12 protein-coding genes are annotated in these 10,942 nt (G+C 60.3%); 6 read left to right on the top strand and 6 right to left on the bottom strand.

Going from position 1 to position 10,942, the window contains the following annotated elements; all coding sequences use genetic code 11:
- Positions 1-35: 35 nt before the first annotated feature.
- Together IZU87_RS16595 and IZU87_RS16590 are read right to left on the bottom strand one after the other, a co-directional pair.
- Positions 36-1,115 carry a GGDEF domain-containing protein gene (locus IZU87_RS16595; protein WP_213115271.1) on the bottom strand — a complete coding sequence of 360 codons (1,080 nt, stop codon included), beginning with the start codon at positions 1,113-1,115 and terminating at the stop codon, positions 36-38.
- Positions 1,112-2,518, bottom strand: a complete 1,407-nt coding sequence (locus IZU87_RS16590; RefSeq protein WP_213115270.1) for a GAF domain-containing protein — start codon at positions 2,516-2,518, stop codon at positions 1,112-1,114. The genes IZU87_RS16595 and IZU87_RS16590 overlap by 4 nt, the downstream gene beginning before the upstream one ends.
- A 191-nt stretch (positions 2,519-2,709) precedes the next feature.
- Here IZU87_RS16590 and IZU87_RS16585 point away from each other — a divergent pair, with 191 nt between their 5' ends.
- The 6 genes from IZU87_RS16585 to IZU87_RS16560 all read left to right on the top strand — a co-directional run bounded on the left by IZU87_RS16585 (position 2,710) and on the right by IZU87_RS16560 (position 8,355).
- Positions 2,710-3,231, top strand: a complete 522-nt coding sequence (locus IZU87_RS16585; RefSeq protein WP_107334628.1) for a CidA/LrgA family protein — start codon at positions 2,710-2,712, stop codon at positions 3,229-3,231.
- Positions 3,228-3,956 carry an LrgB family protein gene (locus IZU87_RS16580; RefSeq protein WP_213115269.1) on the top strand — a complete coding sequence of 243 codons (729 nt, stop codon included), beginning with the start codon at positions 3,228-3,230 and terminating at the stop codon, positions 3,954-3,956. Before IZU87_RS16585 ends, IZU87_RS16580 begins: the two co-directional genes overlap by 4 nt.
- Before the next feature lie 323 nt (positions 3,957-4,279).
- A complete protein-coding gene (locus IZU87_RS16575) occupies positions 4,280-5,155 on the top strand; it encodes a hypothetical protein (protein WP_131432196.1) in 876 nt (291 codons plus the stop codon).
- Between the two features lie 125 nt (positions 5,156-5,280).
- The gene (locus IZU87_RS16570; protein WP_213115268.1) at positions 5,281-5,943 is read left to right on the top strand and encodes a response regulator; all 663 of its coding nucleotides are present in this window, start codon (positions 5,281-5,283) and stop codon (positions 5,941-5,943) included.
- The gene (locus IZU87_RS18090; protein ID WP_213115267.1) at positions 5,940-7,358 is read left to right on the top strand and encodes an ATP-binding protein; all 1,419 of its coding nucleotides are present in this window, start codon (positions 5,940-5,942) and stop codon (positions 7,356-7,358) included. The genes IZU87_RS16570 and IZU87_RS18090 overlap by 4 nt, the downstream gene beginning before the upstream one ends.
- 223 nt (positions 7,359-7,581) lie before the next feature.
- On the top strand, positions 7,582-8,355 hold the full coding sequence (locus IZU87_RS16560) for a 3-hydroxybutyrate dehydrogenase (RefSeq protein WP_213115266.1): 774 nt from the start codon (positions 7,582-7,584) through the stop codon (positions 8,353-8,355).
- Between the two features lie 152 nt (positions 8,356-8,507).
- Here the strand turns inward: IZU87_RS16560 and IZU87_RS16555 are convergent, their stop codons facing one another.
- From IZU87_RS16555 to IZU87_RS18085, 4 genes are all read right to left on the bottom strand, one after another.
- Entirely contained in the window at positions 8,508-9,044 is a 537-nt protein-coding gene (locus IZU87_RS16555; protein ID WP_213115265.1) for a response regulator transcription factor, read from the bottom strand.
- 32 nt (positions 9,045-9,076) lie between these two features.
- Positions 9,077-10,348: an ATP-binding protein gene (locus IZU87_RS16550; RefSeq protein ID WP_213115264.1), complete on the bottom strand. Its 1,272-nt coding sequence runs from the start codon at positions 10,346-10,348 to the stop codon at positions 9,077-9,079.
- Positions 10,349-10,517: 169 nt separating this feature from the next.
- Positions 10,518-10,811 carry an FAD-binding domain-containing protein gene (locus IZU87_RS16545; protein ID WP_349305201.1) on the bottom strand — a complete coding sequence of 98 codons (294 nt, stop codon included), beginning with the start codon at positions 10,809-10,811 and terminating at the stop codon, positions 10,518-10,520.
- A gap of 36 nt (positions 10,812-10,847) precedes the next feature.
- On the bottom strand, positions 10,848-10,934 hold the full coding sequence (locus tag IZU87_RS18085; protein WP_349305200.1) for a hypothetical protein: 87 nt from the start codon (positions 10,932-10,934) through the stop codon (positions 10,848-10,850).
- Positions 10,935-10,942: the final 8 nt, after the last annotated feature.

Here is a 10,942-nt window from a genome sequence, read left to right as displayed (position 1 = left end):
CTGGACGATGCCACACCTGATGAAGTGTACTTCTCTCAACCACTGACCCAGGCGGCCTGACGCCGATGATGACCTGATCCGAGCTTAGACGACCCGTCAGGTGGTCCAAAGGATGGGGTCCACTTCACGATGGCTGCGGTGATTTCTGCCAGCCAGTGCATTTCCTGCATTCGCCGAGCCACCTCGTCACCGGATTCACTGTGACGATGAACACGGTTGCGTCCGGCATCCTTGGCCTCGTAGCAGGCAGCGTCGGCGGCACTCAGCAGCTGGTGGGGGTCGTTGTGGTTGCTGTCGATGCTCACTAGGCCAATACTGGTACTAATGGTGAACAATTTGTCTTCCCACATGAATCGGAAGTTGGTGACAGACTGGCGCATCTCTTCGAGCAGCGCCTCGGCGTCATCCAGTGTTATGTTGGACATCAGCAAGCCGAATTCATCCCCTCCCAAGCGCGCGAGACGGTCTTGCTTGCGTAAGCCGGCGGCAATGACGTCGACCAGCTGGATCAAAAGTGCATCGCCGGCGGAGTGGCCGCAGGTGTCATTGACGACCTTGAACTGATCCAAATCGATGTATGCGAGGCAATGCAGCGCACGGGTAGCGCGCGCATCATCGCAAAGCGTCGTTAGTTTACGTTTGAATGCGCCGCGATTGAGCAAGCCAGTCAGGCTGTCGTGGTTAGCCTCATGGGCCATGCGCTGCGACATGGTGTGATTGAGCGTATTGTCTATCAACGCCAGTAGCGTATAACCATCCTGTTCTGGTGTCGCCTCGACAGCAGAGACACTAATCTCTGCATGTACTGAGTTGCCGGAGGCGTGTATGAAGCGGCATTGCTGGGTAAAGAAGTCCTTGCGCTGCTCGATCAGGGCTTGATGTTGCAGCAGGAAGCTTTCCAAGTCTTCCGGCTCGATCAGTTCGCGAATGACACTCTGGGACAGGGTGGTAGAGGTGTAGCCCAAGATGCTTTCGAGTCGTTGATTGACGCGCAATAGCTGGCCACTGGTACTTAGGTGCGCCATACCCACAGCAGAGTGCTCGAAGGTGGCTCGGTACCGTCGCTCACTTGCACGCAGGCGTTTCTGAGAGGCCTGTTGCTCAAATTCGGTCATAAGCTGTGATACGTGATCAGATACCGATGCCAGAAATGCCTGCTCATCATCTGTCCATTGACGCGGGGCATGGCTTTCTGTGCAGCAGATGACGGCCACCACTGGCCCGCCACACGGATCGGGCTGTCGATGATGGCTTTCACGCTGCATCGGAAGGTTCCATCAAACAGCAACTCTTGATTGGCCTTGGTCACATCGGCCAACGCGAGAGCGCGTCCGGCATCTAGGGCTTCGAAATAGAGTCCGTTGTGTTTTCTAGTGAGGCTGGTGGGGACCGTACTAAGCGTCGCATCGTGCGGAGGGGGAATCCATGCATCATGGACGTGGGCGAGCGAAAGGCAGTCGTGGGCGGCATTCATATACCAGAAGCTCACCTTGCGTATCTGCAGTCCTTTGGCGACTTGCTCGCACAACCATGGCAGTAGGCTATCTAGGTGCGTGCTGTTGTCGTGGCGTGTATTGCCGAGCTCAATCAATGCCGCCTGTTGACGTTCATAGCGGCGTAACTTATCAGCCTGGGCATCCTTGGCCAGATGCTGTTGGTGGATATCCAGCAATGAGCCAATGAAACGATAGGGTGCGCCGTTCCTGACCTCAAATTGCGCACGTAGTTCGAACCAGCGATGATCCCCTTGCTGGGTTCGAATTAGCAGCTCGCAATTGAAGGGCGTCCCACTTAATCGTTTGGAGCCGATCAAGGCTTTGAAGTCGTCACGCATGTCAAACGCGACTCTTCCATACAATGCCTCAAGTCCGGTATCGAGAGTCCCGGCCTCGTACCCCAATAGATTCTCTAGGCGTGTAGAGATAGTCAGTCTCTCGTTGCCTGTTTTCCATTCGAGGATGCCATCAGAAATACTTCGCAATATCCAGCTGGCTCGCGACTGACTGTCTTCGAACTCTGCGTTGAGATGGCTTTGATTGATCTGACGTTTTAGCGCTTCGGTCGCCAGTAACGCTAGCGTGTTCAATCGAACGAGGATTTCTGAGCTGGGCAACTGTTGACGAGGTTCAGAGTCCGCTATGCTCATGCAACCGATTATCTCGCCATTGTCTGCCTTTAGGGGCAAGCCAATGTAATAACGAATGCTGTCGGCAAATACCGAACTGCATCTAGCGAGTTCCGACTGTTGACGAGCGTCACATGTGATAAGAGGGCTAGCTTGCATCACCGCCATACCACACAGGGCATCGTTTATAGGGATGGACTCGTGCACGTTGTCGTCCAAACTCAACCAGCGCTTGAGCTGCCCACCATCACGAAGATTGATCATTGCGATAGGAGCGTCTGCCAGTTCTGCAGCTAGCTCAAGAATCATCAGGGCCTGATGATCCTCCTCATGCCGCAATGTCTTGATCCAATTGGGAATAACGGAAGTATCAAGCCCGAGAGAATCTGGCATGATGTCGCAGCCTTCCCTGTCTGTAACGGTGTTGTGTGATCGAGATCGCAGACTACCACAGTAAAGCGTTGCCGCACCGTTGTTGGTGTCTTCAATACTGAGGGGGAGGGACTGGCGTCAGGGACGGCTGTGACATAATTGTCAGAACGGCGGCCTGAAAGGCTGACACGGCTAAGAGGAGTCTGTAAGGAATGGCGTTGATCAAGGGGTTCTGCATCCTGCTGCTTTGCCAGTTTCTCGGTGAGGTAACGGGGCGTGCATTGTTGCTTCCGGTGCCAGGGCCAGTACTGGGAATGTTGTTCCTGCTGCTGGGGTTGATGTTGCGAGGGCGGCTACGCAAACGGTTGTTGCCTACACCGGATAGAGAGGGGGAAGGAGTACTGCGTGTTGACGAGAATGCGAATCGAGACCTCGGCCAACGTCAACTGGCCCGTGCGCTGCTGCGGGAACGCGTGCCTGCCAGTCTCAGGCTTGCCAGCAATGGCCTGCTCTCGCATCTGTCGCTGCTGTTCGTGCCCGCGGGCGTTGGTGTGATGGTGCATTTCGAGCTCATCGCACGTGATCTCACCGCCATCGCCATCACGCTGGTTGCGTCGATCGCGGTCACCCAGTTCGTCACGGCCTGGCTGTTGCAACGTCTGATCGATCGAGGTTCTGCGACACCGAGTGGAGCAGGGGGCAAGTCACCCAGCGCCGATGAGGTGTCCTCATGAATCTGGCCCCGCTTGACGCCCTGTGGGTGTACCTGAGCGCTTCTCCGTTGCTGCATCTGCTGTTGACGCTGGTGGCCTTTCTGCTGGCGACGGCGATCAATCGTCTGGCCCGGGGCGCATCGCTGGCGCATCCGGTACTGGTCTCCATCGCACTGATCATCGCGTTTTTGTGGCTGACGGACACTGACTATCCCACCTATTTCGAAGGGGCCCAGTTCATCCACTTCCTGCTCGGGCCGGCCACCGTCGCGTTGGCGGTACCGTTGTTTGACCATCTCGATCGGGTCAAGCAGATGCTGTGGCCACTGCTGACGGCTTGTTGCGTTGGCATCGTCACTGCCGTGACCACTACCCTGGGGCTGTCACTGGCGCTGGGAGCACATACCCAGGTGGCCCTGAGCCTGGCGCCCAAATCCGTCACATCACCGATCGCGATGGGGATCGCCGAAAAATTGGGCGGTATCCCCTCGCTGACGGCAGGGCTGGTGCTGCTGACCGGCACCCTCGGCTGTGTGCTAGGCCCCGTTGTCATGCGACTGGCAGGGGCGCGAGACGATACCGTCAAGGGCTTCACCATGGGCTTGTCGGCGCATGGCATCGGTACTGCGTTCTGCTTCTCGTCGGGGAGCACGCTGGCGGGTGCCTTCGCTGGCATGTCGATGGGGCTGACCGGTCTGCTGACCGCCTTCATCGTGCCGCCTATCGTCAGGCTGTTCGGCTTCTGAGCATCAGGGGCATTGGTGGAGAGTCGAGCTGGAGGTGAGCAAGCGGCGAGCAAGAAGCAGGAAGACCAGCGTTATCGTGGCATCGTCTTGTGAGAGCTTAAGTTTGCGTTAAGCGCAGCCATTCATGCTGGTGATCACTCCATGGTTAAGCTCAGCGCTTGCGTGTTGGTCATGGGAATCGCCAGCACGTCTTGTGGAAATGTCACCTCGTTGCCACATGTCTGTCAGTGAGCTGATCGATCATGCTCCTATGCAGGTCCACAAGGCGTGTCATCCACTCGCGCTTCTGTGTCTGGCAATGCCTCGACCCAAGGAAAGCCCTCATGTTCATTTCTCTTGCACGCACAGTTCTTGAACGCACTGGTCTTGCCCACACCGCTGCAAAGCTCAAGCCCGCTGGCCTAGCCGGGCATCGTGTACTGGTCGAGGCGCCGATGGCCTCCAGTTGTCGAGAACTCTGTTGGCAGCTGGCGGCGGCAGGGGCTGCATTGATTCTGGTCGAGCGAGAGGGGGATGACCTTGCCTTGCTGTGCAGGTTGTTGCCCACCCCGAGTGGCCAGCAACACCGCCGCCTGTCACTGACGCACGCAGATGTGAGGGGTGACGCGCTATGCACGCAACTGCACAACATCCCGGCTTCGGAGCGCCCCGATACCTTGCTAAGCCTGCCGGGCGATGGCCGCTGGCATCTGGAGAGTGGCCGCGCCTGGCATGTGCTCGAGCGTGGGGGGTGGCCGGCCGAGGTGCGCGCCAAGGTACTGGAGTGTCTTGAGCTTCATGGCTCGGCGGATAGCCGACGCCCGCTGCTGGAGTTGACCGTGCAGGCAGACGGCGACTTTTTCGTTCCGCTGCCGACAGCGAAGCACTCACGTATCCGCTTGCATACCCCGGCGCTGATCACCGGTGAAGAGGACCCTCTTTTGATGCGCCTGGCGCGCCATCAGGGCAATCATCCTGTCAGTGTGGCGCGTCAGGCGCGCAAGCTGATCTTCCGACTGCGGCTGGCGCGAGCCAGGCACCCGCTCGCGTATGGCTGGCTGATGGCGGGTGAGGCGCTGCGGCGTGTCATCGGCGGGCCGCGCCGCATGCTGGAGCGTGGCGCGCTCGGGCTGCGCGAGCAGAGGATGCTGCTGACGGTGCGTCTGGCCAGGTGGCGCCATGCTCGGCACCAGGGGCGCCGCGCACGCAGTGGTGTGTGATGGCTGGCTGATCTGTCGACACCGCCCACAGTATGCTTTCGACGTCCGTCACCTTTCGGTGGCGGACGTCTTGTCTCATGTCCTGATATGACATGGCAGAATCAGAACGATTTCAAGGAGTCCAGATGCGAGTTCTGCTCGTCGAAGATGATCCGTTGTTGGGCGAGGGGGTCAACCATACCCTGCGCCGCGAAGGCATGAGCACTGAATGGTTGAAGGAGGGCGCCAACGTCGCCGCCACGCTCAAGCATTCGCCCTTTGATGTGCTGGTGCTGGACCTTGGCCTGCCGGATCTCGACGGTCTGCAGGTCTTGAGTCACCTGCGCCGTCAGGGCCAGACGTTGCCGGTATTGATCCTGACGGCACGTGATGACATCAGCGACCGGGTACGTGGTCTGGACGACGGCGCGGATGATTATCTGGTCAAGCCGTTCGACATTGCCGAGCTGGTGGCGCGTCTGCGTGCGTTGGTGAGGCGCCATGCCGGGCAGGCCAGCGGTTGCCTGCAGTTGGGGCCGTTGCGCATTGATCAGGCTGGCCGCACTGTCACGCTCTCCGGTAGTGAGGTCGCGCTGGGGCGGCGCGAATTTGATCTGCTGGAGTTCCTGCTGCTGCACCCCAGTCGTGTCTTCAGCCGGGATCAGCTCGTCGAGCAGCTCTATGGCTGGGATGGCGATGTCGAGAGCAATGTCATCGAGGTACATGTCCACCATCTGCGGCGCAAGTTCGGCACCGGGGTGGTCAAGACCGTGCGCGGCGTGGGCTATCGGCTGGGGGAACTCACGTGAAATCCATCCGCAGTTTCCTGCGGCGCAACCTGATCGGTGGCGTCGTGATCGTGCTGGGGACGGCCGCCGCCTGGAGCTACTTCGATTCCCGCGAGCAGATTGATGAGCTGTTCGACGCTGAGCTGGCCCAGAATGCACGCATGCTGGGGCGACTCTATCAGTCCCGACTCGCGTCGTTGACACCGGCCGCGCGTCAGGAAACGTTGCAGCAGATGACATCGGGCCAGTTCAGTCTGCGTCCACCCTCCCTGAGCTTTGCCGATGGCCACGAGAAATCCCCGCTGGGACATGTCTATGAAGACAAGCTGATCTTCCAGATGTGGGACGCGCTGGGCCAGCCGTTGCTTGGCCTCTCTTCACGCTCCGTGGTGCTCGATTACCTGCCGGTGCCCGGCTATGGCAGGCAGCGTGACAATCACCATGACTGGTTCACCTTCACGCTGTATTTCCCCGAGAGTGGCATCTGGGTCACGGCGGCCCAGCGTGAAGATGTGCGCGATGAACTGACCGGCCAGATTGCGTTGCACAACGTGCTGGCGCTGGTGGTCGGGTTGCTCGTGATCGCCTTGCTGATCGGTGTGGCGGTCTCGCGGGGGTTTCGTCCCGTCTTGCGCATCAGTCATCAGATCACGGCCCGTCAACCCGGGTACCTTGAGCCGTTGGATGCCAGCGAGGCGCCGGACGAGATACGCGGCATGGTGGATGCCCTCAATGGGTTGCTGGCGCGTCTGGCGGACACCCTCGACAAGGAGCGGCGCTTCACGGCCAATGCCGCCCACGAATTGCGGACTCCCCTGGCGGGCATCAAGGTGCATGCCCAGAATCTGGAGGCCGATGCCAGGGATGAGGCCTCGCGGCGCTCGGCACGCATGATCGTGGATGGCGTCAATCGCATGACGCGGGTAGTGGAGCAGCTGTTGACCCTGTCACGACTGGAAAGCGGGGCAGAGGCACCGCGTCGTCCGGTCGATCTCGCCCAGCTGACCCATGAGCTGGCGCGGGACCTGGGCCCCATGGCACGCCAGCGAGGCATCATGCTGCATGTCGAGGTTGCCCCCGGCGCGCAGTTGGTCAGTCATGAGAACGGCCTCTACGTGCTGCTGCGCAATCTGCTCGACAATGCGCTGCGCTATACGCCAGAAGGCGGAGAGGTGCATCTGGATATCCGCCGCGACGACGCTGGATGGCGCATGGAAGTGGCCGATACGGGCCCCGGAATCCCGCTGCGTGAACGCGAGCGCGTCTTTGAACGCTTCGTGCGTCTGGCCGGCCAAAAGACTCAAGGCTCGGGGCTGGGCCTTTCCATCGTGCGCGAGCTCGCTGAACGTCTAGGCGCAGAGCTTGCGCTGAAGGAGAGTCCCTTGGGGACGCCGCAGGCCCCGGGGCTGCTGGTACAGGTTCGCTTCCTGTCATAGCAGGTCCACTTCTCGTCGTGAATAGCGCCTGGCGGCCGGGTTGCGTCAGCGGATGCAACGATTGCGTCGAATGCATCATGCGGCTGTGATATTGGCTGGCGCTCGATAATGCCAGTGGGGAGTGCAACTCGGCGATGGTCGGGTGGTAAAGATGGCTAGATTAGCGCTATCTTCATTGTATGTTGCAGAGCAGCATGACATTCCCCTCTGTCAGGAGATTCGCATGAGTGAACAACAGTCTTCCCCTGTCCGTGTTGCACTGGTGACCGGCACCGCCAGTGGTATCGGCGCCGCCATCATGCAGGCGATGTGCGATGCTGGGCATCAGGTGCTGGCGGTCGATTTCAGTGATGAGGGGGCAGAGGTCGCCGATAAGGCAGGGGCTGCCTTCTTCAAGGCCGACCTGACGGATGCCGAGCAGTGTCGCGCGGCGGTGAATGAAGCCGTATCACGTTTCGGTCGCCTCGATATCCTGGTTAACAATGCCGGCATCCAGCATGTCGAGCGCATCAAGGACTTCCCCGAAGCCAAGTGGAACCAGATCATCGCCTTGATGCTGAGTGCGCCATTCACGCTGATCCAGGCGGCATGGCCGCACATGGAGAAGAATGGCTATGGGCGCATCGTCAACATGGCATCCATCCACGCCCATGTCGCGTCACCGGGCAAGGCGGCCTACGTTAGTGCCAAGCATGGCCTGATGGGGCTGACCAGAACCGCTGCGCTGGAAGGGGGCGAAAGCGGCATCACCGCCAATGCCATCTGCCCGGCCTATGTGCGCACGCCGCTGGTCGACAAGCAGATCGCCGAGCAGGCCAAGCTCAATGACATGCCCGAAGATGAAGTGATCGAGAAGATCATGCTCAAGGGCGCGGCGATCAAGCACATGATCGATCCCTCCGAAGTGGCGGACATGGCGGTGTGGTTGGCCTCCGACAAGGCAGGCTCAGTGACCGGCTCCAGCTTCAACATGGACTTGGGGTGGACGGCGCAGTAACGGCGTACCCTTGAGCAACGGCTCATTCCAGACAGTGCAGAGACACGAAGCCCTCACCATCGATTCGCGCTTGCGAGCGAGGATGGTGAGGGCTTTTGCTTGGCCGGCAGCGAAGTGTCGCCTGGGATTCAGACTACGTCAGCGGCGCTGTCTCAGCGCTTGACCGGCCGCTTCTGCAGCTTGCGTTGCAGAGTTCGGCGGTGCATGCCCAGGGCGCGGGCAGTGGAGGAGATGTTGCCATCGTGCTCGTTGAGCACCTTCTGGATGTGCTCCCAGGTCAGGCGGTTGACCGACGGCGGGTTGTCGGAGATCTCGGCGGCAGGGTCGCCGACTTCGCGGTTGAAGGCGTTGAGAATCTCGTCGGCATCGGCGGGCTTGCACAGGTAGTTGACCGCGCCGAGCTTGATGGCTTCCACCGCGGTGGCGATGCTGGAATAGCCGGTCAGCACCACGATACGCGTGTCAGGCAGCAGGGCGATCAGCTCGGGCAGCAGCTTGAGGCCGGAGCTCTGCTCGAGCTTCAGGTCGAGCGTGACCAGCTCCGGGCGGTGGCTGCGTGCCACGCTGAGTGCCTGGGCTTCATCACGGGCCACTTCCACTTCATAGCCGCGGCGCGTCATGGCGCGCGCCGTGACCTGGCAGAAGAATTCATCATCGTCGATGATCAGCAGTCGGGTTGCATCGCTCATCAGGGTTCTCGCTTGGGCGGTCTTTGCCGCCATCATGTCAGATGAATGGGGAGGCGCACTTCCGTCAAGGTGCCGCCATCTTCGTGGTTGTACAGACTGACGCCGCCACCTAACCGATTGATGGTGGCATGCGTGAGGAACAGGCCGATGCCCATGCCCTTGGATTTGGTGGAGATGAAGGTCTCGCCGAGCTGATCCGCCACCGCCATGGGCACGCCATCGCCATGATCGCGGATGTCGATCAGCACTTCCTGATCGCGTTGCTCCAGGGTGATCTCGATATCATCCGGGCAGGCGTCGGCGGCATTGTTGAGCAGGTTCATCAGCGCCTGTTCAAGCGTGGTGTCCACCAGCATGGAGGCCTGTTCAGCGCCGGGCGTCACCTCGACGCTATGCTGCACGTCCGGGCGTACCACCAGCCAGCGCTGCACGATTTCCTCCAGCCACTGGGCGGCATTGATGGGTTGGGGCTGTTCCATGCGACGGCGGTCGGCCGCGGCTACCATCGCCTGCAGGCGTTGCTTGCAGGTGTCGACCTGACTGCGCAGCAGGGCAAGATCATCCTCCAGCTGAGGGTCATTCCTGTCCTTGGCATCCTCGCGCATCTCGCTCAGCAGCACTGCCATGGTGGAGAGCGGGGTGCCCAGCTCATGCGCGGTGCCAGCGGCCTGACTGGCCACCGCCAATACCTGCTCGCTGCGCAGGGCGGCCTCACGCGTGGTGGACAGCGCCTGATCCCGGGTGCGCAGGGCATGGGCCATCTTGTAGATGAAGTAGGTCACCAGCGACGCCGACAGGCCGAAGTTCAGCCACATGCCGATGACATGCAGGCTGATGCGTCCACCCAGCTCATAGGTCGCCAGCTGCGGCACCGGCTCATAGAACACCATCAGGAAGCTGTAACAGCCCATGCCAACGGCGGCAATCACCCAGGCATAACGCCACGGGAGCGTTGCGGCCGCCATGGTCACCGGCACCAGATAATAGGGCACGAAGGGGTTGGTGGAGCCACCGGTATGGAAGAACAGCATCGTCAGACCGGCGATATCCACCAGCAGGTGAATCAGGTTCTCGGTGTCGGTGACGGGATGCGACTGCCCGAGGCGCCACCAGGTCGCGACATTAACCAGCCCCATCGCGATGATGATCGAGATGACGGGCAGCACATTGAGCTGAAAGCCGATGATCTCGAGCCCGAAGATGATCAGGATGAGAAAGCCGGTCCAGGTGATGCCGCGCGCGATGGTCAGACGAATGAGATTCCGGTGCGGCGTGGACAGTGGTGGCGGTAGCGGCTGATTCATGACAACTCCTGCGAGGAATGCGGCCATGATAGTGAATAAGGCTCATAAAGTGCAGCCCTGACGGCCAGTTAGCGCCAAGGCGCCATGGAATCACCTGCGTCGCTTCCTCTGCGTTGCACCCTCTTCGTTGTATCCGTTTTGTGGCGCTCTCTTCGTGGTTCAACGCTTGTCAGCCTCGCTCGAAGGAGCCACTCAGCCAGGGCGTCACGCGTGTCGGTGTGATGTCGGCCAGATGGGCCTCCCAACTCTCGACATGCGTGAGAGGCTGGCGCGGGTAGTGATTCGCTGATCTGTCGCGCCCGGCGCTGCTTGACCAGGCGAGCCAAGGTGCATGGCGCTGCATGCCGGCGGGCAGTGTCGCAAGCTCCGGTATCCAGCGGCTGACGTAATGGCCGAGAGGGTCATGCTGGCGTGCCTGTTTCATCATGTTGAAGTGCCGATCCCCGCGCGGGTCACGTCCGATACCCGTAAGCGTTCGGGCATCACCGCTTGCGAGTGATCACGCAGTATGCTGCCAATGATGGGGCAGAAGTTCGTGCACTTGGCTAGCCTTTTGGGTCGGCAGCCTTTCCAGCACATTCTTCAGGTAGGTAT

The organism is Cobetia sp. MC34 (genome assembly GCF_018340035.1).
In the GTDB taxonomy this organism is placed as follows: domain Bacteria; phylum Pseudomonadota; class Gammaproteobacteria; order Pseudomonadales; family Halomonadaceae; genus Cobetia; species Cobetia amphilecti.
Note: the sequence above shows the minus strand (reverse complement) of the source record. Positions and strands in the feature narration are given on the sequence as shown.

What these genes read in the sequence shown, in the direction of transcription:
- IZU87_RS16550 (WP_213115264.1), bottom strand. Translation starts at nt 10,348, where the DNA reads ATGAATCAGCCGCTACCGCCACCACTGTCCACGCCGCACCGGAATCTC.
- IZU87_RS16590 (WP_213115270.1), bottom strand. Translation starts at nt 2,518, where the DNA reads ATGCCAGATTCTCTCGGGCTTGATACTTCCGTTATTCCCAATTGGATC.
- IZU87_RS16575 (WP_131432196.1), top strand. Translation starts at nt 4,280, where the DNA reads ATGTTCATTTCTCTTGCACGCACAGTTCTTGAACGCACTGGTCTTGCC.
- IZU87_RS16570 (WP_213115268.1), top strand. Translation starts at nt 5,281, where the DNA reads ATGCGAGTTCTGCTCGTCGAAGATGATCCGTTGTTGGGCGAGGGGGTC.
- IZU87_RS16555 (WP_213115265.1), bottom strand. Translation starts at nt 9,044, where the DNA reads ATGAGCGATGCAACCCGACTGCTGATCATCGACGATGATGAATTCTTC.
- IZU87_RS16595 (WP_213115271.1), bottom strand. Translation starts at nt 1,115, where the DNA reads ATGACCGAATTTGAGCAACAGGCCTCTCAGAAACGCCTGCGTGCAAGT.
- IZU87_RS16580 (WP_213115269.1), top strand. Translation starts at nt 3,228, where the DNA reads ATGAATCTGGCCCCGCTTGACGCCCTGTGGGTGTACCTGAGCGCTTCT.
- IZU87_RS16585 (WP_107334628.1), top strand. Translation starts at nt 2,710, where the DNA reads ATGGCGTTGATCAAGGGGTTCTGCATCCTGCTGCTTTGCCAGTTTCTC.
- IZU87_RS16560 (WP_213115266.1), top strand. Translation starts at nt 7,582, where the DNA reads ATGAGTGAACAACAGTCTTCCCCTGTCCGTGTTGCACTGGTGACCGGC.